Here is a 21,237-nt window from a genome sequence, read left to right on the forward strand (position 1 = left end):
ATGGCGCAACACGCCGCGCGCCTGCTGGCATTCGACACCAGCACCGAAGTGCTCTCGGTCGCCGTGCGCCACGGCGACCACCTGATCGCGCGCGAGGCCGCCGGCGGCGCCCAGGCCTCGGCGACGCTGATTCCGCTGATCCAGTCGCTGCTGGCCGAGGCCAGCCTGGCCCTGCGCGACCTCGACGCCATCGCGTTCGGCCGCGGGCCGGGGTCGTTCACCGGCCTGCGCACGGCCTGTGCCGTGGCCCAGGGCCTGGCCTTCGGCGCCGGCCTGCGCCTGCTGCCGGTCGACACCCTGCTGGCCGTGGCCGAGCAGGCGCGCCGGGCCCACGGAGCCAGGCGCGTGGTGGCCCTGCTCGATGCACGCATGGACCAGGTCTACGCGGGGCGCTACGACTTCAGCGGCCTGGCCGACGGCCAGCTGCCGCCGCCGGCCGAGCCGCAGCTGCTGGCTCCCGAGGACGTGTTCGCGGGTGCGGACTGGGCCTTGGCCGGCAATGCCTTCGAAGCCTACGGCGAGCGCCTGCCCGCCGGCGCCGCGCGCTTTCCGGCGCTGCCGGGTGCCGTCGCCATGCTCGAGCTGGCGCCGGCCATGCTGGCGCAGGGGCTGGACGTCGCCGCCGCCGATGCCTGGCCGCTGTACGTCCGCGATAAAGTCGCGCTTACCACCGCCGAGCGGGAAGCCGCCAAGGCCGCCGCGGTGGCACCATCCTCCCCATGAGTGCCGTACTCGACCCCCTGGAAGCGCGCCTGGAGCCCATGACGCTCGACTGGCTCGAGGCCGTCTGCGCCGTCGAGCAGCGCGCCTATTCGCATCCCTGGTCGCGCGGCAATTTCACCGACTCGCTGGCCGTGGGCTATCACTGCCAAGTCCTGGTGGCCGACCGGACCCTGCTGGGCTACTTCATCGCCATGAAGGGTGTCGACGAGGTCCACCTGCTCAACATCACGGTGGCGCCTGAGCACCAGCGCCAGGGCTGGGCGCCGCTCATGCTCGCAGCGCTGCGGGGCTGGTCGCTGACGCAGGGCGCCATGTGGCTTTGGCTGGAAGTGCGCCAGAGCAACCAGCGCGCACTCGAGGTGTACGAGCGCAACGGCTTTCGCCGCGTCGGCCTGCGCAAGGGCTACTACCCTTCCTTCAACCACCACCGCGAGGACGCCATCGTCATGAGCCTGCGCCTGAACGAGCGCGAGAGCGCCTGGGGCGGCCTGCAATGAGCGCCCCGACCGGACTCGACGCGCGCCAGGACGGCCCCGCAGGCGATGCGGCGGCCGCCGACCGTCCGGCGCGGCTGTTCACGCTCGACGCGCGCGGGCAGGCCATGCTCGGCGCCATGGGCGTGCGGCTCGACTGGCTGGCCGACCTGCAGCGCAAGGCGGCCCGTGCCGCGGCGCAGGGCGCCGCTCCCGCTCCATCGGCGCCAGGCGGCCCGGCCGGCGCGGCGCCCGACCGCGCCGCCGCGGTGCCGGCTCCCGACGGCGCGGCGGCGTTGCCGCCCGGCCAGGGCCCGGCGGACCAGGACCTGTCGCCGCGCGAGTTCGCCCCGGCCGCCGCGGCGTCGCGCACCCCCTTGCGCGACGCGGCCGCGCAGCCGCCGTCCGCGGAAAGCCCGGCGCCCGCGCGCGGCCGGCCCACCGCCCTGATGCCCGGCGCGCAGACCCTGCTGGCCGATGCGCCGCGCCTGCTGCACGGGCCGGCGGACGCCACTGGCGGTTGGCTGGTGGTGGCCGACATGGCGCCCGATGCCCTGGGCCGCCACGACGACGATCCGCGTGCCGGTGACGAAGGCCGCCTGCTCGACGCCATGCTGCGCGCGCTGCAATTGCACGCGGGCAGCGTGCCGGTGCACCTGGTGCGCCTGCATCGCGGCGCCGCGCAGACCGGGTCCGACGTGCCGCGCCCCTGGGACGAGGTGTTCGGCGCCCAGGCCCTCCCGCTGGCACCGCGCGTGGTGCTGGCGCTGGGTCCGCTGGCGGCCCAGGCGCTGCTGCGCCGCGACGGGCCGATCGGCAAGCTGCGCGGCCAGGCCCAGCCGCTCGACGAGCAACCCGGCGCCGCGCCGGTCGTCGCCAGCTACCACCCCGCCTTCCTGCTCAAGAACGCGCCGGCCAAGGCCAAGGCGTGGGCCGACCTGTGCCTGGCCGCGTCGCTCTTCGACGCCAAAGGCTGAGCGCGCCGGCGTGGCGTTGCCGCTGCAGCCCAGGGGCGACACCTACAATTCGGGATCATGAACTTTCTTGACCAGCTGCGCGGTGCGGCCCATCAGAACCAGTCGCTGCTGTGCGTTGGCCTGGATCCCGAACCCTCGCGCTTTCCCGGCGACCTGAAGGGCGATGCCAGCCGCATCTACGACTTCTGCGCCCGCATCGTCGACGCCACGGCCGACCTGGCCATCGCCTTCAAGCCGCAGATCGCCTACTTCGCGGCGCATCGCGCCGAGATGCAGCTCGAGCAGCTGGTCCAGCACATGCACCGCAATGCGCCGCACGTGCCGGTCATCCTCGACGCCAAGCGCGGCGACATCGGCGCGACCGCCACGCAGTACGCGGTGGAGGCCTTCGAGCGCTACGGCGCCGACGCGGTCACGCTGTCGCCCTTCATGGGCTTCGACTCGGTCGAGCCCTACGTGAAGTACGAAGGCAAGGGTGCCTTCCTGCTGTGCCGCACCAGCAACCCCGGCGGCGACGACCTGCAGGCGCAGCGGCTGGCCAGCGTGCCCGGCGAGCCGCTGCTGTACGAACACATCGCCAGCCTGGTGCAAGGCCCCTGGAACCTCAACGGCCAGCTCGGCCTGGTGGTGGGTGCCACCTACCCGGCCGAGATCGAGCGGGTGCGCACGCTCGCGCCCACGGCGCCGCTGCTCATCCCCGGCGTCGGCGCGCAGGGCGGCGACGCGGCGGCCACTGTCAAGGCCGGCTGGCGTCCGGACGCGCCCATCATCGTGAACTCGTCGCGCGCCATCCTGTACGCGTCCGACGGCAACGACTTCGAAGCCGCCGCGCGGCGCGAGGCCATGCGCACGCGCGACGTGCTGGAAGCGGCCAAGACCGGCTGACGGACGGCGCGCCGCGCGCCTTCAGTCCATCTTCAGGTCGAGCTTCTTCACCACCGGCGCCCAGCGCGCGGCGTCGGCCTGGATCGTGCGCTCCGCGTCGGCGCTGTTGCTGCCGACGGCCGTCAGGTCGGAGGCACGCAGCTTCTCCTGGATCTCCGGCATGGCCATGATGGCCGCCGCGTGCTGCTCGAGGGCGCGCACGATCGGCGCCGGCGTGCCGCGGCGTGCCTGCAGGACCAGCTTGAAGGTGATGTCGAGCCCGGGCTGGTTCAGCGCGCGCGCAAGCGTCGGCACATCCGGCGCGAGTGCCGAAGGCTGTGCCGACGACACCGCCAGCGCCGTCAGCTTGCCGGCCCTGACCTGCGGCAGCACCGTCGGCGTGGCCAGGAAGCCGCAGTCGACCTCGCCCGCCAGCACCGCCAGCGTTGCCGGCGCGGGCCCCTTGTACGGGATGTGGCGCATCGTCGCGCCGGTGCTCTGCAGGAACATCTCGGCGGCCAGGTGCCCCGGCACCGCCGGTCCGCCCGAGGCATAGGTCATCGGCTGCGTCTTGGACAGCGCCACCAGCTCGGGCACGGTGGCAGCCTTGACATGGGGGTTGCACACCAGCAACTGCGTGAAGGTGGTCAGCACGGAGACGTTCAACAGGTCCTTGCGCGCGTCGAACGGCATGTTGCGGTAGACGAGCGGGTTGGTGGTGACCACCGTGTCCGGGCTGATCACCAACGTGTGCCCGTCCGGTGCGGACTGGGCCACCACCGCCGCCGCCAGGTTGTTGCCGGCGCCCGGCTTGTTCTCCACCACGACCGGCTGGCCGGTGCGCTGGTGCAGCTGCTCGGCGAACAGGCGGGTCGTGATGTCCGAAGGGCCGCCGGGCGGCGAGCCCACGAGGATGCGGACCGTCTTGTCGGGCCAGCTCGGGCTGGCCTGGGCATGGGCATCGCGCGGCGCCAGTGCGGCCGTCGCGGCGACGACGGCGACGGCGGCTGCTGCGCAGGCAAGGCGTGTGTGGTGGCGAGCGGTCATGGCGTGGCGGCGGCGCGAGTGGTCGATAAGGCCCAGTCTAGAGACGCTTGGCCGCAACGCCACCCGGGTTCGCCCGACGATGGCCTAGCTGTGCAGTTCGAATAGGTTGTTGCGGCTTTCAAGTGCAGGTTTCGGCTCGGCACATGCCAGAACCAGACGTTCGGCGCAGCGACAAGGGCGGAAGACTGGACAGCTCCGAGAGCTCGCCGGGGAATATGGTGAAAATTATTGAATTTAGATAATTATCGAAATTCGATAAAATCTCCAAAATGACATTCCACCGCCAGAAGCTCGCTGAAGAGATGGCCGATCAGCTGCTGCAGCCCCAGGCCTTGCAGAAAGGTGTCCGCTCGGGGCTGTTCCTGGGTGGCCTCCGGCGGATCGGCAAAACGACCTTCCTGCGGGGCGACTTGATACCCGCGCTCGAGGCAAGGGGCGCGATCGTCGTGTATGTCGACCTGTGGAGCAACACCGCGGCGAGCCCCAGTGACCTATTGCTCGGGGCGGTACGCAAGACTCTGGCAGACCTCGAGCAGCCCGCCTCCAAGGCGTTGGGGCTGCTCAAGCGCCTAAAGGGCCTGGACCTGGGCGCTGCCGGTTTCAAGTTTGGATTCAGCTTGGCCGACCTTGGGAAAGGCGACGGCAACACTCTGGCCGGCGCTTTTTCCGAACTGGTGAAGCAGGCAAAGACTGACGCGGTGGTCATCGTCGACGAGGTTCAGCACGCGATGGGCTCCGACGACGGTGAAAACATGCTTCTGGCCCTCAAAGCAGCGCGTGACGAGATCAACCTCACTCCGAACACCCCGGGGCACTTCTTGTTCGTCGGCACAGGGTCGCACCGAGCCCGGGTGCGCGAACTGACCATCAAGGGCAAGGCCGCCTTCAACGGCGCCATGTCGCAGGACTTCCCAGTGCTGGAAATCGACTTCGTGCAATGGCTGTTGAAAGAGGCTGCCATGGGCGCGCGAGCGCCATCAGTGCAAACCGCCTTCGAGTGCTTCGAGCGCCTGGGCCGCCGCCCCGAAGAGCTCATGAAAGCGCTCCATGCGTTGCAGCATGCCCCGAACTTCGTGGACGCGAACCAGGACCTGCGCGCAATCACTGAGGGTCTTCGCCAGTCCGCCGCCGCTGTCGACCTGGCACGCCTGGATGAACTGGGGACCCTGGCAATGGCGATTTTCGACTTTGTGTGCAGGCAGGGCGGACAAGGGGTAAAGAAGCTTTTCTCGACGGCGACTCTGGAAGAGTACGGCGCGACCGTCGATCGCCCTGTAGCGGCAGAAGAGGTCCAAAGGACCGCCAACCTATTGCTGGACTCGAACATCCTGGCCCGTGACGGCCATGGAATCTATGGCGTGAGCGATCCGTTCCTGGCCGACGCCTATCGGAGCCGGGCGGAGGTCTTCAAGACACTCGATGGCCCCAAGGAGGCGCGACGTCCCTCGGTTCGCCGCCAGCAAAAAGAGCCAGGCGCGAAACGCCGGCGCCCGGCTCAATAGGCGCCTCGGCGGTCGCGGCGCTGACGGTGCCCTACCTCAAGCAGCGCGACGTGCACGTCACCATCGCTGCCACGCGCGCCGCGCTGCTGGCCGCCACGCGGCGCATCTCAGCCGGCCTGGGGGCGCCCAGCGAACGGCGCTGAAGTCCGCCGGCCGGCGCGGCGTTGCGTTACAGCCGCGCGCCCAGCCGCAGCGAGGCTTCGCGCGCGGTGGCGCGCATGGCCTGCGCCACCGCCCCGTCCCAGTCGATGTCGAACACGCCGGCCGGCCCGATGGCGGTCAGCGCCAGCACCAGGTCGCCGGCATGATTGAACACCGGCGCCGCCATCGCGTTGACGCCGGGAATCACCTCGCCCTGCGAGCGTGACAGGCCGCGCTCGCGCACTTCCTGCAGTTGCGGCTCGAACGCCTCCCAAGGCGGCAGCGGATGCTCGCGCGGCATGCCCAGCGGCCGCGCCGCGCCGGGCATGTCCGCGCCGGCGGCGGCCGCCTTCGAACGCCGCTGCGCGCGCAGCCGCTCCTCTTCGAGCAGGCGCCGCACCTCGGCCGGATCGCGGAACGCGGCGAACAACTTACCCGAGGCCGTGTCCACCAGCGAGAACACCGTGCCGTGGCGCATGTTCACGTGCACCGGCGTGGGCGATTCGGCAATGTGCACGATCGTCGCGCCACGGGCGCCCCAGACCACGATGGCCACCGTCTGCCCGATCGTCTGCGCCAGCTGGGCCGCCAGCGGGCCGGCCACCTGCACCGGGTTGGCCTGCTGAAGGCTGATCAGCCCCAGTTGAAGCGCCAAGGGCCCAAGCTGGTAATGGCCATTGCCGCGGTCTTGCTCGATCAGCCCCAGTCGGCCGAAACTGACCATGTACGGATGCGCCTTGGCCGCCGTCATGTCGGCCTCGCGCGCCAGGTCCTTGAGCGCCATCGGCCGGCCGTGATGCACCAGCGCCCGCAGCAACTGGCCGCCGACCTCGATGCTCTGGATGCCGCGCTGGGCGCCGCCGCGGGCCTCGGCGCCGATGGCGGCCGGTTCGGTCGTGGCCGGTTCCGGGGTGTCGCTGCCGGTGCGCTTGTTCCTCTCAGCCATGGGCCTGGTTTGCTCCGTAACGTTTGCTGATGCAGAAAGGATTAGACATTAACTGATTGCCTCACTACACTGCGTCGCATTCGTTTTCGACAAATGCGTTGTGTTTAGACGAATCACGACGCCCGAGCATCCCACGATCAAGGAGACATGCCATGAGCCAGCAGCCCGCCAAAGCCTTCGCCAGCCAGGCCGACCTCGAAGCCAAGAAGGTCACCTTCACCAAGCTGTCGGACAACGCCTATGCCTACACCGCCGAGGGCGACCCCAACACCGGCGTCATCATCGGCGACGACGCGGTGATGGTGATCGACACCCAGGCCACGCCCGTGATGGCGCAGGACGTGATCCGCCGCATCCGCGAGGTGACCGACAAGCCGATCAAGTACGTCGTGCTCAGCCACTATCACGCCGTGCGCGTGCTCGGCGCCGCGGGCTACCAGCCTGAGCACATCATCGCCAGCCGCGACACCTACGACCTGATCGTCGAGCGCGGCGAGCAGGACAAGGCCAGCGAGATCGGCCGCTTCCCGCGCCTGTTCCAGGCGGTCGAGTCGGTGCCGCCGGGCCTGACCTGGCCGACCATGACGTTCGAAGGAAAGATGTCGATCTGGCTGGGCAAGCTCGAAGTGCAGCTCATCCAGCTCGGCCGCGGCCACACCAAGGGCGACACGGTGGCCTGGCTGCCCGAGCAGAAGATCCTGTTCTCCGGTGACCTGGTGGAGTTCGACGCCACGCCCTACTGCGGCGACGCCTACTACGGCGATTGGCCGGCGACGCTGGACAACATTGCCGCGCTCGAGCCCGTGGCGCTGGTGCCCGGCCGCGGCGCCGCGCTCACCACGCCCGAGCAGGTCGCCCAGGGACTGAAGGGCACGCGCGACTTCATCGTCGACCTGTACGCGGCCGTCTCGGCCGGCGCCAAGGACGCCAAGGAGCTCGGCGCGGTCTACAAGGAGGCCTACGAGAAGCTCAAGCCCAAGTACGGCCACTGGGTGATCTTCGACCACTGCATGCCGTTCGACGTCAGCCGCGCCTACGACCAGGCCACGCGCCACCCGGACCCGCGCATCTGGACCGCCGAGCGCGACATCGAGATGTGGAAGTCCCTCGAAGGCTGACCCGACGGAGCGCTCCGCCATGAAGCTCCAGGATCTGCCCGCGGCCGTCCGCGCCGACGCCGCGCTCGACTACCAGCAACTGCGCTTCGACTACGCGCGCAGCCCCGACCAGGACGCGGCCGCGCCGGCGCGCCATCCGGTCGTGATCGTGGGCGCAGGGCCGGTCGGCCTGGCCCTGGCCCTCGACCTGGCGCAGCAGCAGGTGCCGGTGGTGGTGCTCGAGGCCGGCGGGCAGCTGTCGGCCGGATCGCGCGCCATCTGCTTCGCCAAGCGCACGCTCGAGGTCTTCGACCGGCTGGGCTGCGCCCAGCGCATGGTGGACAAGGGCGTGTCGTGGCAGGTCGGCCGCGTGTACTTCGGCGCCGACGAGGTCTACCGCTTCGACCTTCTGCCCGAAAGCGGGCACCAGCGTCCGGCCTTCATCAACCTGCAGCAGTACTACGTCGAAGGCATGCTGGCCGAGCAGGCGGCGCAGCACGGCGGCATCGACATCCGCTGGCACAACAAGGTGGTGGCGCTCGAACGCCAGGCAGACGGTGCGACGCTGGAAGTGGAAACGCCCGAGGGCAACTACCGCCTGCGGGCCGAACACGTCTGCGCCTGCGACGGCTCGCGCTCGGCGCTGCGCGCGCTGATGGGCCTGCAGGCTCAGGGCCGCACGTTCCGCGACCGCTTCCTGATCGCCGACATCACGATGGATGCCGACCTGCCGGTGGAGCGCCGCTTTTGGTTCGATCCGCCGTTCCATCCCGGCCAGAGCGTGCTGCTGCACAAGCAGGCCGATGGCATGTGGCGCGTGGACTTCCAGCTTGGCTGGGACGCCGATCCGCAGCTCGAGCGCCAGCACGAGCGGATCGTGCCGCGCGTGCGCGCGCTGCTCGACAGCATCGGCCATGCCGGCCTGCAGTTCGAGATCGGCTGGGCGAGCGTCTACACCTTCGCCTGCCAGCGCATGGACAGCTTCCGGCATGGCCGCGTGCTGTTCGCCGGCGACAGCGCCCATGGCGTGTCCCCATTCGGTGCGCGGGGCGCCAACTCCGGCGTGCAGGACGCCGAGAACCTGGCCTGGAAGCTGGCCGCGGTGCTGCGCGGCGACGCGCCCGACGCGCTGCTCGACAGCTACGCCGCCGAGCGCGAATACGCCGCCGACGAGAACATCCGTCATTCCACCCGCGCCACCGACTTCATCACGCCCAAGAGCGAAGTCAGCCGGCTGTTCCGCGACGCGGTGCTGGCGCTGTCGCCGCACTATCCGTTCGCGCGTTCGCTGGTCAACAGCGGCCGCCTTTCCACCGCGACCGTGCTGGAAGCATCGCCCCTGTCCACGCCCGACGCCGAGCCCTTCCGCGGCGCAGCGCGACCGGGCGCGGCGGCCCCGGACGCCCCGCTGCCGGGCGGCCGCTGGCTGTTGCGCGGGCTCGACCCGCACCGCTTCAACCTGCTGGTGTTCGGCCCGGCCCCGGCCCTGTCCGACGCGCTCGTGCGGCAGCTCCACGTGGTGCAGTTGCCGCTGGATGCCGACCACGCCGTCGCCGCCGCGCGCTACGACGCGACCGAAGGCACCGCCTACCTGCTGCGGCCCGACCAGCACGTCGGCGCACGCTGGCGCAGGACGCCGGACGCCGCTGCACTGCGGGTCGCCCTGGACCGGGCCCTGGCGCGCAGCAGTACCGAGACGCTGGCGCCCGCGTGAGCCGGATGCAAGGAGTTCGCAAGTGATGCAGTCATCCACCCCAGCGCACAGTTCGCCGCCGTGCCTGGTCACGCAGCCGAACCTGGACGCGCCCGACGATTTCTACGAAGCCCTGATCGAGACGCACCAGGGCCTGTCGGCCGAGCAGAGCCACGCGCTCAACGCGCGCCTGGTGCTGCTGCTGGCCAACCACATCGGCGCCACGCCGGTGCTGCGCGAGGCGCTGGCCGCCGCGCGCCGCAGCGCGCCTGGCGGCGCCGACACTTCTTCATCAGCTTCCGGAACCACGCCATGAGCTCATCCCACACCGACCAGCGCCAGTACCAGAGCGGCTTCGGCAACGAGTACGCCACCGAGGCGGTGCCCGGTGCCTTGCCCCGGGGCCGCAACAGCCCGCAGCGCGCACCCTTCGACCTGTACCCGGAGCTGATCTCCGGCAGCGCCTTCACCGCGCCGCGCCACGAGAACCGGCGCAGCTGGCTCTACCGCCGACGGCCCTCGGTGGTGGCCGGGCGCTACCAGCCCTACCGCGCCGGCGGCGACTGGCGCACCGGCGGCGACCGCACGCAGGCGATCGCGCCGGAGCCGCTGCGCTGGCATCCGCTGCCGCTGCCGGCCAACGCGGCCGACATCGACTTCATCGACGGCATGCACACGCTGGCCGCAAATGGCGACGCCGACACGCAGTCGGGCGTGGCCGCGCACATCTACCTGGCCGGCCGCTCGATGGACAGGCGCGCCTTCGTCAATGCCGACGCCGAGATGCTGCTCGTGCCGCAGCAGGGCCGCCTGGTCATCACCAGCGAGATGGGCGTGCTCGAGATCAAGCCCGGCGAGATCGCCGTGGTGCCGCGCGGCGTGGTGTTCAAGGTGGCCCTGCCCGACGGCGCCTCGCGCGGCTACGTGTGCGAGAACTACGGCGCGCAGTTCCGCCTGCCCGAACTCGGGCCGATCGGCTCCAACGGCCTGGCCAACGCGCGCGACTTCCAGGCGCCGGTGGCCGCCTTCGAGCACGAGGGCGCCATGCCCTACGAGCTGGTCAAGAAGTTCGGCGGCCACTTCTGGGCGGCGCCGACCAGCCACTCGCCGTTCAACGTGGTGGCCTGGCACGGCAATCTGGCGCCGGTCAAGTACGACACCGCCAACTTCATGACCATCGGGTCGATCAGCTTCGACCACCCGGACCCGTCCATCTTCACCGTGCTCACCTCGCCGAGCGACACGCCCGGCACCGCCAACTGCGACTTCGTCATCTTCCCGCCGCGCTGGCTGGTGATGGAGAACACGTTCCGTCCGCCCTGGTACCACCGCAACGTGATGAGCGAGTTCATGGGCCTGGTGTACGGCGAGTACGACGCCAAGCCCGGCGGCTTCAAGCCCGGCGGCGCCAGCCTGCACAACGCCATGGTGCCGCACGGCCCGGACGAGGAAGCCTTCGAGAAGGCCAGCAACGCCGACCTCAAGCCGCAGAAACTCGACAACACCCTGGCCTTCATGTTCGAGAGCCGCTGGCGCTTCATCCCGACCGGGTTCGCGCTGCAGACCGCGCCGCTCGACACCGACTATGCCGACTGCTGGGCCGGCCTGAAGGACAACTTCAGATAGCCCGCCCCGGCCGCCGCGCAGCGGTGCGCCGCCGGCCGACGCCGAATCAACGAAAGACAGACATGTACGACATCGACGCCACCCACGACCCCAAGCGCAAGAGCTGGGTCGAGTCCGCCAATGCGAGCGGCTGCGACTTCCCCATCCAGAACCTGCCGTTCGGGCGCTTTCGCGCCGCCGGCAGCAACGAGGCCTGGCGCATCGGCGTCGCCATCGGCGACCAGGTGCTGGACCTGCGCGCCGCGGGCATCGTCGACACCGACGACATGAACGCCCTGATGGCCGCCACGCCGGCCGAACGCCGGGTGCTGCGCACGCGCCTGTCCGAAGGCCTGTGCGAAGGCAGCGGCCAGCAGGCGGCATGGTCGAAGGCGCTGGCCGCGCAGTCGCACTGCGAATACACCGTGCCGTGCCGCGTCGGCGACTACACCGATTTCTACACCGGCATCCACCACGCCACCACCATCGGAAAGCTGTTCCGGCCCGACCAGCCGCTGATGCCCAACTACAAGTGGGTGCCGATCGGCTACCACGGCCGCGCCAGCTCGATCGTGGTGAGCGGGCAGGACTTCAAGCGCCCGAACGGCCAGACCAAGGCGCCCGGGTCGGACCCGGCCGCCGCGCCCACCTTCGGGCCCAGCAAGCGGCTCGACTACGAACTGGAACTGGGCTTCTACGTCGGCGCCGGCAATCCGCTGGGCGAGCCCGTGGCCATCGACGAGGCCGAGGCGCACCTGTTCGGCGTCGGCCTGTTCAACGACTGGTCGGCGCGCGACCTGCAGGCCTGGGAATACCAGCCGCTGGGCCCGTTCCTGGCGAAGAACTTCGCCTCGACCGTCTCGCCGTGGATCGTGACCATGGAAGCCCTGGCACCGTTCCGCGCGCCGTTCACCCGGCCCGAGGGCGACCCGCAGCCGCTGCCCTACCTCGACGGCACCGCCAACCGTGCGCAGGGCCAGTTGGACATCACCCTGGAGGTGTACCTGGAGACCGCGAAGATGCGCGCCGCCGGCACCGCCCCGCACCGCCTGACGCGCGGCCGCGTGCCCGACGCCGCCTACTGGACCGCCGCGCAACTGCTGGCGCACCATACCGTCAACGGCTGCAACCTGCAGCCGGGCGATCTGCTCGGCTCGGGCACGCTGTCGGGTCCGACGCCGGACGCGGCCGGCTCGCTGATGGAGCTGACGCTGGGCGGCAAGCAGGCGATCGAACTGCCGGGCGGCGAGAAGCGCACCTTCCTGGAAGACGGCGACCGGCTGATCCTGCGCGGCTGGTGCGAGCGCGACGGCGCCACGCGCATCGGGCTGGGCGAAGCCGCGGCGACGGTCCTCGGCTGACCGGCGGCGCCTACCGATCCGCCTGCGCGGCGCGCAGGCGCCGCAGGTCCTTGCGATTGCGCTGCGCCCGGCGCAGCCAGCGCTGCATGACGAAGTTCGCGCCGGCCAGCGCGGCAAGCGTCAGCACCTGCCGCGCCAGGTGCCGGGCCTCCCACTCGACCCGCTTGTCGAACTCGCGGTCGGCCTCCTGGGCGGTCCGGGCCGCCTGTGCGCCGGACTCAGCGGCCTGGCGCCGCACCGCCAGTGCCGCCGCCTCGGGGGGGACGCCGGCGGCGCCGCCATGGTCGATCCGGTCGGTGCCCGCCTTCGAGTCGGCCGCCGCAGCCTGCGTCGCCACCATCGCCTTCTCGCCGGAGCGGTTGCCGTGCATGTTCGCGTGCACCTTGGTGAACTCGGCGCCGAGCAGGAAGATCTGCGCGGCGTAGTAGACCCAGGCCAGCACCACCACCAGCGACCCGGCGGCGGCATAGGATTCGGTCACGCCGCTCTTGCCCAGGTACAGGCTGATCAGCGACTTGCCGATCTCGAACAGCACGGCGGTGGCGATCGCGCCCACCCACACGTCGTGCCATCCGATCGGCGCGCTGGGCATGAACTTGTAGATCATCGCGAACAGCACGGTCGTCATCGCCAGCGACACGGCGATGTTCAGCGCGCCCAGCAGCAGCGCCGCGCCCGGCATCAGCGCGCCGGCCCAGGTGCCGAACGCCGTCACCACGGCGCTGACCACCAGCGACACCATCAGCAGGAAGGCCAGCGCCATGATCAGGCCAAACGAGAGCAGGCGTGCGCGCAGCACCGCCCAGACGCCCTGCGGCTTCTCGCGCTCGGGCACATGCCAGATGCGGTCGAGCGCGCTTTGCAGTTCGGCGAACACGGTGGTGGCACCCACCAGCAGCACGCCGACGCTGATCAGCCCGGCCACCAGTCCCTTGCCCGGCTCGCTGGCCGAAGCCACCATGGCCTGCACCGCGACGGCCGCGTCGCGGCCGATGAGGCCGCCCAACTGCTCGGCGATCTCGCCCTGCACCGCCTCGCGCCCGAACACCGCGCCGGCCACGGCGATCACGATCACCAGCAGCGGCGCCAGCGAGAACATCGTGTAGTACGCGATGGCCGCGCCCATGCTGGGCGCGAAGTCGTCGATCCAGGCGTTGATCGACTTGCGGCACAACTCGTATACGGTCTTGGGATTCATGGCGCGGCCCTCGGACGACCACAGCATGGCGCTTGGCGCGCTGCCGCGCTCGTAGGCCGCCTTCGCGCGGTGGCGACGGAAAGCGCCCTAAGCGCCCGGTGCCGTCATGGCGAGAGCCCGGCCGCCTTCACCACCCGGCCGTAGCGCCCGGCTTCCTCGCGCACGTAGCCGACAAGCTCGGCGGTCGTGCGGTGGTCCGGCTCGGCGCCCATGCCCTTGAGCCTTTCCGCCATCTCGGGCGTGCCCATGATGGTGGTCATCTCCTGCGACAGGCGGGCGGCCACGGCCGGCGGCACCCTGGCCGGCGCGAACAGCGCGAACCAGGCGCTCACCTCGAAGCCGGGCAGGCCACTTTCCGCGACGGTGGGCACGTCCGGCAGCAGCGGGCTGCGCCGGGCCGACGTGACGGCCAGTGCGCGCAGCTTGCCGAGCCGGATGTTCGGCACCGACGTGCTCTGCAGGTCGAACATCAGCGGCACGTGTCCCGCCAGGACGTCGGCCAGCGCCGGTGCGCTGCCGCGATACGGCACGTGGAGGAGCCTGACCTTCGCGTCGGTGGCCAGCATCTCCCCGGCCAGGTGGTTCGAGGTGCCCGGCCCGGCCGAGGCATAGCTGATGGTGCCCGGCTGTGCGCGCGCTGCCTGGAGCACGTCGCCCACTGACTTGTAGGGCGCGTCCGGGTTGGCCACCAGCACGAACGGAATCGAGGCGATCGGCGCGATCGGCGCGAAGTCCTTGACCGGGTCGTAGCCCACCTTGGCCATGGCCGGATTGATCGCATGCGAGCTGACCGTGCCCAGCAGCAGCGTGTAGCCGTCCGGCGCCGCCTCGGCCACGAAGCGCGCGCCGATGGCAGTGCCGGCGCCCGCCTTGTTCTCGATGACCACGGGCTGGCCGATCCGCTCCCCGAGTTTCTGGCCGATGCTGCGCGCCAGGATGTCGGCGGTGCCGCCGGGCGGGTAGGGCACCACCAGCACGACCGGTTTGGTTGGATAGGCCTGGGCGTGGACCATGGCGCCGGCCGAGGCCAGCAGGCAGGCCGCCAGCGCGAGTGCGAAGGGACGGGCCAGCAGAGGCGGGAATCTCATCGTGGGAACTCCGGTCATCGTCGGGAAGGCGCCGAGGCTCGAGGGCCTTGCTTCGGCGAATGATGCGAACCGATTCCGGCCCTTGTCCAATACCGACCGACGGCGCGCGTGATCCGTTTCATGAATCACCGGCGCCGGCCGTTTCGCGGGGCTTGCCCCGGCTGCGGTGAGATCAGCGCCTGGACATCCGCAGCGCGATCGACACGAATGCCTGGATCACCGGGTTGTCGTTGGTGGTGGCACTGGCCAGCACCAGGTCGTAGGTGCGCGGCGGCCGGCGATCGGCGATCTCCAGCAACACCACGTCCTCCATGTGCAGCCGGTCCATCGAGGCCGGCACCAGCGCCACCCCCAGGCCGCCGGCCACCAGCGTCAGGATGGCCTGCATCTGCGAGGCCTCCTGCACCACGCGGGGCAGGAAGCCTGCGTCCTGGCACACGGCCTGCACCGCGGCGGCGAAGCCGGCGCCCTGCGCGCTCGGAAAGCCGACGAAGGGCTCGGCGGCCAGCTCGCGCAGGCGCACCCGTGCACGCCCGGCCAGCGGATGGCTGGCCGGCACGGCCACCGCGAACGGCTGGGCATGCATCTTCACCAGCTGCAGCCCGCGCGCATCGAACACCGGGCCTACCACCAGCGCCAGGTCGACCTCGCCGCTGCGCAGGTCCTCGAGCTGGCGGGTGGTGGTCTCGGCGGTCAGCTGCAGGTGCACGGTGGGGTAGTCCTGCCGGAAGCGTTTGAACACCCCCGGCAGCAGATCCAGGCCGGCGCTTGGCACGAAGGACAGGCGCAACTGTCCTTGCTGGCCGAGCCCCGTGCGACGCGCGCGCTCGGCCGCCATCTGCGCCAGCTGGATCAGCCGCTGCGCGTCCTTGTAGAAGACCACGCCGGCCGGTGTGAGGCGCACGTGGTGCTTGCTGCGATCAAGCAGCTGCGTGCCGACCTCGGTCTCCAGGTTCTGCATGGCCACCGACAAGGGCGGCTGCGACATGTGCAGGCGTTGCGCGGCGCGGCGGAAGTTCAGTTCCTCGGCCACAACGACGTACTGGCGCAGCTGGCGAAACTCGAACATGGACGGGGGGCTCCTCCCGGCAATACGCCGTATGAATTACGAGTGCCGGTCAATAGTATTGGATGTATCAGGAGCGAGTCCCTAGCATGGCCGCTGTTTCCGATCCCACGCTGATTCCCGACCCCCCGAAGGACCGCCATGCAAGCCTCGCTGCTCGAAGAGATCGTCACCGTTCCCAATCCGTATCCGGTGGTTGCCTCCACCGAGTACCCCGAGGTGTGGCGGCTGTGCACGCAGGCGCGCGAACTGGCCTGGGACCCGTTGCGCATCGACTATTCGGACCTTCAGCGCGCCGACCTGCCGGCCGAGGTGCGCCGCGCCGGCGCCGAATGGTGGAGCCTGCGCGCCTGGATGGAGCACGGCGCCACGCCCTACGGCGCCGAGCGTCTGCGCGAGGCCATCTTCGGCCACCAGCCATTCGAGGTGAAGCAGCACATCGCCAACTTCATCGCCGAGGAGTTCCGCCACCACGAGGCGAGCTTTCGCATTGCGCAGGCGCTCGGTGGCTACGAGCCGACGCCGCGCGCTGACTACTTCAAGGACATCATCCCGAAGTTCCACGACGAATCCGACGAGAAGGCAATGAGCTTCTTCGCCGGCCTGTCGGTCAACACGCTGTTCGAGCAGCTCTCGGGCGAACTGCTGCAGGCGCGCTACGAGAACGCGCGCTTCGAATCGATCCGCGAGGCGTGCCGGCTGATCCTGCGCGACGAGGCGCGCCACATCCAGTTCGGCCGCATCATCATGCGGCGCTTCTTCAGCGAGCTGCCGGCCGACGAGAAGCGGACCATCGGCGTCAAGGTGGCCAAGAAGCTGCGCGGCAGCCTGCTCAACGGCGTGTACGCGGTGGTCAACCTGCCGGCCGACGAGCGCGCGCGCTCGGGCCGCAGCCGCGCGCTGGCGGCCGAGTACGGGCTGGGCGCGACCCATCCGGACGAGGAAATGGACATCATCCGCAGGGGCGTGAACCAGATTCGCGAAGACGTCGGCGCCTACGGTGTGGAGATTCCGCGCATCCCGGAGCTCGACGATGTCGTGGCGGCGCACTGAGCGATGCCGGGGGTGCCGCATGTCCGCCCCGCCCCGCTGACGGCGCGGCTGCGCGAGATCGGGACGCGCTGGCAGCAGGACATCCGGGCCGCGGGCGACCGGACCAAGGCGCTCTACGAGCCGCTGCTCGCCGCCGCGTGCGCCGTTCCCGACGGCGTGCAGTGCGAGCGCGATGTCGCCTACGGCCCGCATCCGCGCCAGGTGCTCGACGTGTACCGCACGGCCGGCGCGCGGCAGGCGCCGGTGATCGTGTTCGTGCATGGCGGCGCCTTCGTGCGCGGCGCCAAGGACACCAGCGAACAGATGTGGGGCAACGTGCTGCGGTGGTTCGCCCGCCAGGGCTGCGTCGGCGTCAACGTCGAATACCGGCTGGCGCACGAGGCGCCGCATCCTGGCGGCGCGCAGGACGTGGCGCTGGCCTGCGACTGGGTCGCGCGCAACATCGAGGCGCATGGCGGCGACCCGCGGCGGGTGTGCCTGATCGGCCATTCTGCGGGCGGGACCCATGCGGCCGCGTATGCCTGCGACCCGCTGCTGGGGCTGGCGCCCAGGATTCGGGCGCTGGTGCTGGTGTCGGCGCGCCTGCGCGCCGACGTGCGGCCGGACAACCCCAATGCCGACGGCGTGCGTGCGTATTACGGCGGCAACGAAGGCGCCCTCGAACGGCTGTCGCCCACGGCCCACGCGGCGTCCCTGCGGCTGCCGCTGCTGGTCGTCAATGCGCAATACGAGAATCCCTGGCTGGACGTGTACGGCCTCGAGTTCGCCCTGCTCGTGGCCCGCGCGCGGGGGCAGGCGCCGCTGCACATCGCCATGGCCGACCACAACCACATCTCGGTGATGGCGCACTTCAACTCGGGCGAATCCTGGCTGGGCGAGCAGATCCTCGACTTCTTCGCCCAGGCCTGAGCCTGCCCGCCCGGCGGGTGCCGCGTCAGCCCGGCGAGGCGCCGCGCGCGCAGGCCACCTTGTGCAGCAGCTCGGCGAGGATCGCCTGCTCGCCGGGGCTGAGCGCCAGCAGCGCCCGTTCCGAGGCGAGGATGCGCTCGGTCGCCTGCCGCACCAGGCGGGCGCCTGACGGGGTGATGGTCAGCACCTGCGCGCGCCGGTCGTTGGCGCTGGCCTGCCGGGCGACCAGGCGGCGCTCCTCCAGGCGGTCCACCAGCGCGGTGACGTGCGGCGGCGTGACCGACAGCGCGCGGGCGATGCGCGCCTGCGAACTGCCGGCGTTGTCCGCCACCAGCGTCAGCACCGTGTACTCCACCGGGCGCAGCCCCAACGGGTCTTCCACTTCGCGACGGAAGATGGCGTCGGTCACGATGGCCGCCTGGGCCAGCTGGTAGCCCAGCACCTGTTTCAGGTGCGCCTCGTCGAGGCGGCCGGCCGGTGTCAGGGCCAGGGAGTTGCGGGTTTGTCGGGTCGCCATCGGGTTCGATTGTGCCCAACCTTTTGCGCCAGCCAACTGGTTCAGTTCGTGCACCATCGACCGCTCCGTCAGTGCGTTCCTACAAGGGTTTATCCTGGGCGGCTGCTAAAAATAGTTCAGTAACTTAACGAAATTGTTCGATGACAAAACGTAGGAGACTGGACATGAAGATTCCACGACGAGGCGGCCTGCTCACGCTGGGCGCCCTGGTTCTGGCGGTGGCGACGGCCTGCGGTGGCGGCCACGACCACCATCCGTCCGATGGCGGTGGCGGGGGTGGCGGCAATGCCGGGGGTGGTGGCGATGGCGGCGGCGATGGCGGGTCGACGCCCACGCTGCCCCAGCTGTCGGCGGCGCAGCCTGCCAAGCTCGTCGGCACCTGCGATGCGCTGGCCACGAGCATCGCGGTCGCCAACACCACCATCACCTCCAGCGTCCAGGTGGAGGCCAACACGATCGTCGTGTCTGGCGCGCCGGTGCCGGCGCCGGCGCACTGCCTGGTCAAGGGCCAGATGTTCCCGCGCGTCGGGCCGATCGACGGCCAGAGCTATGCGATCGGCTTCGAGATGCGCCTGCCGCTCGACTGGAACGGCCGCTTCTTCTACCAGGCCAACGGCGGCATCGACGGCAGCGTGGTCACGGCCACGGGCGGCGTCGGCGGCGGCGGGCCGCTGACGAACGCGCTCAACATGGGCTTCGCGGTGATCAGCTCGGACGCCGGGCACGCGGCCCGCATGGGTCCCACCTTCGGCATCGACCCGCAGGCCCGGCTGGATTACGGCTACCAGGCGGTGGCCAAGCTCACGCCGATGGCCAAGGAGGTGATCCGCATCGCCTACGGCAAGGGGCCGGACCGGTCGTACTTCGGCGGCTGCTCCAACGGCGGGCGCCACACCATGGTGGCGGCGGCCCGCTCGGCCGAGCAGTACGACGGCTTCCTGGTGGGCGACCCCGGCTTCCGGCTGCCGCTGGCGGCCATCGCCAACATCAAGGGCGCGCAGACCTATGCCGCGCTCTCGCCCACGGCCACGGATCCGGCCGGCGGCTTCACGCTGGCCGAGCGCCAGCTGGTGTCGAACGCGGTGCTGACCAAGTGCGACGCGCTCGACGGTGCGGCCGACGGCCTGGTCAACGACACCCAGGCCTGCCGCGCCGCCTTCGACCTGAACCGCGACGTGCCCACCTGCACCGGCGCGCGCGACGGCAGCTGCCTGAGCGCCGACCAGAAGACGTCCATCGCGCAGCTGTTCGCGGGCGCCACCACCAGCACGGGCGAGCGCATCTACAGCAGCTTCCCGTTCGACGCGGGCCTGGCCACGGCGGGCTGGGCAAGCTGGAAGTTCAGCGCGCCGCTGGCGCTGGATTCGGGCGCGGTCGGGATGATCTGGCAGGTGCCGCCGGAGAACCCGGCCACCTTCGTGGGCCCGACCTTCGCCCTCGCCGGCAATGTCGACACCATGCTCGCCAAGGTCAATGCCACCGACGCCACCTACACGGAAAGCGCCATGTCCTTCATGACGCCGCCGGACGCCGCCAACCTGTCGACGCTGAAGATGCGCGGGGCCAAGCTGATGGTCTACCACGGCACCAGCGACCCGATCTTCTCGAGCGACGACACCCAGCGCTGGTACGACGAGCTGCGCCAGGCCAATGGCGGCGATGCCTCCAACTTCGCACGCTATTTCGCGGTGCCGGGCATGAACCACTGTGCAGGCGGACCGGCCACCGACCAGTTCGACATGCTCACGCCGCTGGTCGCCTGGGTGGAGCAGGGCAGCACGCCGGACGCGGTGACCGCCAGCGCGCGCGGCGCCGGCAATGCCGGCGGCGTCAACGCCGATCTGCCGGCCGGCTGGGCCGCGGACCGCACCCGGCCGCTGTGCCCGTACCCGAAGGTGGCCCGCTACAAGGGCAGCGGCGACCTGGAGAAGGCCGAGAGCTTCAGCTGCGCCGACCCGTCGTCCTGACGCGCCACGCACGCCGCCGGCGCCCGTTCCTCACGGCGCCGGCGTGCGTCCCCCGAACAGCTGCGCCAGCGTGCGGCGCAGCCAGATGTTGCCGTCGTCGGCATGGAAGCGCGCATGCCAGTGCTGCTTGACGGCATAGTCGGGCAAGGCGAAAGGCGGGGCCACAAGCTTGACCGGCTCCTGCGCCGACAGGATCTCGCCCAGGATGCGCGGCACGATCACCACCAGCTCCGTTTGCGCCACGATGCGCGCCACGCCCAGGAAGCTCGACAGCCGCACCGCGACCTTGCGTTCCACGCCCGCCCGCGCGATCGTCTTGTCGACGATGGCGTGGCCGGTGCCCGACGACGCGATGGTGGCGTGCGATTCGGCCGCGAACGCCTTGCGCGTGAGCCGGGGCCCGACGATGCGCGGGTGATCGCGCGCGACCAGGCACACGAAGTTCTGCCGGAACAGCGCCTGGCCGTAGAAGCCCGCTTCCAGTTGCGGCATGAACCCCACGGCCAGGTCGATCGCGCCGTCCTCCATCCGGCGTGCGCTGGCGGCCGAGACGATCTCTGTCTCGATCTGGACGCCCGGCGCGTGCTGCTGCAGGTGCGACAGCAGCCGCGGCAGCAGCACCACCTCGCTGATGTCGGTCAGGCAGATGCGGAACTGCCGGCTCGCGCGTGAGGGTTCGAAGGCCTCGCGGCTGGCGCGCGCCTGCTCGATCCCCGCCAGCGCCTCGCGCAATGCCGGCTGGATCTTGGTCGCGTAGGGCGTCGGCTGCATGCCGATGGCGGTGCGCTCGAACAGGCGGTCGCCGAAGTGCGCGCGCAGCTTGTTCAGAGCCGTGCTGGCCGCTGCCTGCGCCATGCCCAGCCGGTCGGCCGCCTTCGACACGCTGGCGGTGGCGTACACCTCGTCGAACACCTTGAGCCATTGCAGGTCGAGCTTGGACATGGCGAACCTCCCGCGCGCATCTATCGAAAAACGGAATACTAACTATCTGCCACGCTGCTTGAAGGAAT

Annotated in this window: 20 protein-coding genes; 13 read left to right on the top strand and 7 right to left on the bottom strand. The window is 70.5% G+C overall.

The features are described from left to right. Genes tsaB through pyrF form a run of 4 tightly spaced genes read left to right on the top strand, consistent with a single transcriptional unit; the run spans position 1 to position 3,058 of the window. On the top strand, positions 1-723 hold the full coding sequence (gene tsaB / locus VES41_RS06555) for a tRNA (adenosine(37)-N6)-threonylcarbamoyltransferase complex dimerization subunit type 1 TsaB (RefSeq protein WP_324814510.1): 723 nt from the start codon (positions 1-3) through the stop codon (positions 721-723). Next, a complete protein-coding gene (rimI, locus tag VES41_RS06560; RefSeq protein ID WP_324814513.1) occupies positions 720-1,220 on the top strand; it encodes a ribosomal protein S18-alanine N-acetyltransferase in 501 nt (166 codons plus the stop codon). The genes tsaB and rimI overlap by 4 nt, the downstream gene beginning before the upstream one ends. Further along, entirely contained in the window at positions 1,217-2,173 is a 957-nt protein-coding gene (locus tag VES41_RS06565; protein WP_324814516.1) for a uracil-DNA glycosylase family protein, read from the top strand. Before rimI ends, VES41_RS06565 begins: the two co-directional genes overlap by 4 nt. 57 nt (positions 2,174-2,230) lie before the next feature. Further along, on the top strand, positions 2,231-3,058 hold the full coding sequence (gene pyrF / locus VES41_RS06570) for an orotidine-5'-phosphate decarboxylase (protein WP_324814518.1): 828 nt from the start codon (positions 2,231-2,233) through the stop codon (positions 3,056-3,058). Between the two features lie 21 nt (positions 3,059-3,079). On the opposite strand, the gene VES41_RS06575 is transcribed toward pyrF, so the two are convergent. After that, positions 3,080-4,084: a tripartite tricarboxylate transporter substrate binding protein gene (locus tag VES41_RS06575; protein WP_324814520.1), complete on the bottom strand. Its 1,005-nt coding sequence runs from the start codon at positions 4,082-4,084 to the stop codon at positions 3,080-3,082. 269 nt (positions 4,085-4,353) lie between these two features. On the opposite strand from VES41_RS06575, the gene VES41_RS06580 reads away from it, so the two are divergent. Continuing rightward, positions 4,354-5,586, top strand: coding sequence for an ATP-binding protein (locus VES41_RS06580; RefSeq protein ID WP_324814521.1), 1,233 nt, complete (start codon positions 4,354-4,356; stop codon positions 5,584-5,586). 169 nt (positions 5,587-5,755) lie between these two features. On the opposite strand, the gene VES41_RS06585 is transcribed toward VES41_RS06580, so the two are convergent. After that, positions 5,756-6,673, bottom strand: a complete 918-nt coding sequence (locus VES41_RS06585) for an IclR family transcriptional regulator (protein WP_324814524.1) — start codon at positions 6,671-6,673, stop codon at positions 5,756-5,758. Positions 6,674-6,825: 152 nt separating this feature from the next. On the opposite strand from VES41_RS06585, the gene VES41_RS06590 reads away from it, so the two are divergent. From VES41_RS06590 to fahA, 5 genes are all read left to right on the top strand, one after another. Further along, the gene (locus VES41_RS06590) at positions 6,826-7,791 is read left to right on the top strand and encodes an MBL fold metallo-hydrolase (RefSeq protein WP_324814526.1); all 966 of its coding nucleotides are present in this window, start codon (positions 6,826-6,828) and stop codon (positions 7,789-7,791) included. Between the two features lie 19 nt (positions 7,792-7,810). Continuing rightward, entirely contained in the window at positions 7,811-9,484 is a 1,674-nt protein-coding gene (locus tag VES41_RS06595; protein WP_324814528.1) for an FAD-dependent oxidoreductase, read from the top strand. A 25-nt stretch (positions 9,485-9,509) separates the two neighbouring features. Then, positions 9,510-9,779 (top strand): DUF2783 domain-containing protein, encoded by a 270-nt coding sequence (locus tag VES41_RS06600; RefSeq protein ID WP_324814530.1) that lies wholly within the window; start codon positions 9,510-9,512, stop codon positions 9,777-9,779. After that, positions 9,776-11,089 (top strand): homogentisate 1,2-dioxygenase, encoded by a 1,314-nt coding sequence (gene hmgA, locus VES41_RS06605; protein ID WP_324814533.1) that lies wholly within the window; start codon positions 9,776-9,778, stop codon positions 11,087-11,089. The genes VES41_RS06600 and hmgA overlap by 4 nt, the downstream gene beginning before the upstream one ends. Before the next feature lie 62 nt (positions 11,090-11,151). After that, positions 11,152-12,429 (top strand): fumarylacetoacetase, encoded by a 1,278-nt coding sequence (fahA, locus tag VES41_RS06610; RefSeq protein ID WP_324814536.1) that lies wholly within the window; start codon positions 11,152-11,154, stop codon positions 12,427-12,429. A gap of 10 nt (positions 12,430-12,439) precedes the next feature. Here fahA and VES41_RS06615 read toward each other — a convergent pair whose 3' ends face one another. From VES41_RS06615 to VES41_RS06625, 3 genes are all read right to left on the bottom strand, one after another. Then, positions 12,440-13,627, bottom strand: coding sequence for a YihY/virulence factor BrkB family protein (locus tag VES41_RS06615; protein ID WP_324814539.1), 1,188 nt, complete (start codon positions 13,625-13,627; stop codon positions 12,440-12,442). 104 nt (positions 13,628-13,731) lie between these two features. After that, entirely contained in the window at positions 13,732-14,715 is a 984-nt protein-coding gene (locus VES41_RS06620; RefSeq protein WP_324814542.1) for a tripartite tricarboxylate transporter substrate binding protein, read from the bottom strand. A gap of 172 nt (positions 14,716-14,887) precedes the next feature. Then, on the bottom strand, positions 14,888-15,784 hold the full coding sequence (locus tag VES41_RS06625; protein WP_324814544.1) for a LysR family transcriptional regulator: 897 nt from the start codon (positions 15,782-15,784) through the stop codon (positions 14,888-14,890). A 138-nt stretch (positions 15,785-15,922) separates the two neighbouring features. Here VES41_RS06625 and VES41_RS06630 point away from each other — a divergent pair, with 138 nt between their 5' ends. After that, positions 15,923-16,834, top strand: a complete 912-nt coding sequence (locus VES41_RS06630; RefSeq protein ID WP_324814546.1) for a hypothetical protein — start codon at positions 15,923-15,925, stop codon at positions 16,832-16,834. A gap of 12 nt (positions 16,835-16,846) precedes the next feature. Further along, positions 16,847-17,743, top strand: coding sequence for an alpha/beta hydrolase (locus VES41_RS06635; protein ID WP_414719048.1), 897 nt, complete (start codon positions 16,847-16,849; stop codon positions 17,741-17,743). Between the two features lie 25 nt (positions 17,744-17,768). On the opposite strand, the gene VES41_RS06640 is transcribed toward VES41_RS06635, so the two are convergent. Beyond that, positions 17,769-18,260 (bottom strand): MarR family transcriptional regulator, encoded by a 492-nt coding sequence (locus VES41_RS06640; protein ID WP_324814551.1) that lies wholly within the window; start codon positions 18,258-18,260, stop codon positions 17,769-17,771. A 164-nt stretch (positions 18,261-18,424) separates the two neighbouring features. Here VES41_RS06640 and VES41_RS06645 point away from each other — a divergent pair, with 164 nt between their 5' ends. Continuing rightward, positions 18,425-20,227, top strand: a complete 1,803-nt coding sequence (locus VES41_RS06645; protein ID WP_324814554.1) for a tannase/feruloyl esterase family alpha/beta hydrolase — start codon at positions 18,425-18,427, stop codon at positions 20,225-20,227. Between the two features lie 30 nt (positions 20,228-20,257). On the opposite strand, the gene VES41_RS06650 is transcribed toward VES41_RS06645, so the two are convergent. Continuing rightward, entirely contained in the window at positions 20,258-21,169 is a 912-nt protein-coding gene (locus VES41_RS06650) for a LysR family transcriptional regulator (RefSeq protein WP_324814558.1), read from the bottom strand. Between the last annotated feature and the right edge of the window lie 68 nt (positions 21,170-21,237).

Origin of the sequence: Variovorax sp. (assembly GCF_035634955.1) — a bacterium.
Taxonomy (GTDB): Bacteria; Pseudomonadota; Gammaproteobacteria; order Burkholderiales; family Burkholderiaceae_C; genus Variovorax.

Excerpts from the sequence above, each read along its gene's own strand:
- tsaB (WP_324814510.1), top strand. The coding sequence starts at position 1 with ATGGCGCAACACGCCGCGCGCCTGCTGGCATTCGACACCAGCACCGAA.
- rimI (WP_324814513.1), top strand. The coding sequence starts at position 720 with ATGAGTGCCGTACTCGACCCCCTGGAAGCGCGCCTGGAGCCCATGACG.
- VES41_RS06565 (WP_324814516.1), top strand. The coding sequence starts at position 1,217 with ATGAGCGCCCCGACCGGACTCGACGCGCGCCAGGACGGCCCCGCAGGC.
- pyrF (WP_324814518.1), top strand. The coding sequence starts at position 2,231 with ATGAACTTTCTTGACCAGCTGCGCGGTGCGGCCCATCAGAACCAGTCG.
- VES41_RS06575 (WP_324814520.1), bottom strand. The coding sequence starts at position 4,084 with ATGACCGCTCGCCACCACACACGCCTTGCCTGCGCAGCAGCCGCCGTC.
- VES41_RS06580 (WP_324814521.1), top strand. The coding sequence starts at position 4,354 with ATGACATTCCACCGCCAGAAGCTCGCTGAAGAGATGGCCGATCAGCTG.
- VES41_RS06585 (WP_324814524.1), bottom strand. The coding sequence starts at position 6,673 with ATGGCTGAGAGGAACAAGCGCACCGGCAGCGACACCCCGGAACCGGCC.
- VES41_RS06590 (WP_324814526.1), top strand. The coding sequence starts at position 6,826 with ATGAGCCAGCAGCCCGCCAAAGCCTTCGCCAGCCAGGCCGACCTCGAA.
- VES41_RS06595 (WP_324814528.1), top strand. The coding sequence starts at position 7,811 with ATGAAGCTCCAGGATCTGCCCGCGGCCGTCCGCGCCGACGCCGCGCTC.
- VES41_RS06600 (WP_324814530.1), top strand. The coding sequence starts at position 9,510 with ATGCAGTCATCCACCCCAGCGCACAGTTCGCCGCCGTGCCTGGTCACG.
- hmgA (WP_324814533.1), top strand. The coding sequence starts at position 9,776 with ATGAGCTCATCCCACACCGACCAGCGCCAGTACCAGAGCGGCTTCGGC.
- fahA (WP_324814536.1), top strand. The coding sequence starts at position 11,152 with ATGTACGACATCGACGCCACCCACGACCCCAAGCGCAAGAGCTGGGTC.
- VES41_RS06615 (WP_324814539.1), bottom strand. The coding sequence starts at position 13,627 with ATGAATCCCAAGACCGTATACGAGTTGTGCCGCAAGTCGATCAACGCC.
- VES41_RS06620 (WP_324814542.1), bottom strand. The coding sequence starts at position 14,715 with ATGAGATTCCCGCCTCTGCTGGCCCGTCCCTTCGCACTCGCGCTGGCG.
- VES41_RS06625 (WP_324814544.1), bottom strand. The coding sequence starts at position 15,784 with ATGTTCGAGTTTCGCCAGCTGCGCCAGTACGTCGTTGTGGCCGAGGAA.
- VES41_RS06630 (WP_324814546.1), top strand. The coding sequence starts at position 15,923 with ATGCAAGCCTCGCTGCTCGAAGAGATCGTCACCGTTCCCAATCCGTAT.
- VES41_RS06640 (WP_324814551.1), bottom strand. The coding sequence starts at position 18,260 with ATGGCGACCCGACAAACCCGCAACTCCCTGGCCCTGACACCGGCCGGC.
- VES41_RS06645 (WP_324814554.1), top strand. The coding sequence starts at position 18,425 with ATGAAGATTCCACGACGAGGCGGCCTGCTCACGCTGGGCGCCCTGGTT.
- VES41_RS06650 (WP_324814558.1), bottom strand. The coding sequence starts at position 21,169 with ATGTCCAAGCTCGACCTGCAATGGCTCAAGGTGTTCGACGAGGTGTAC.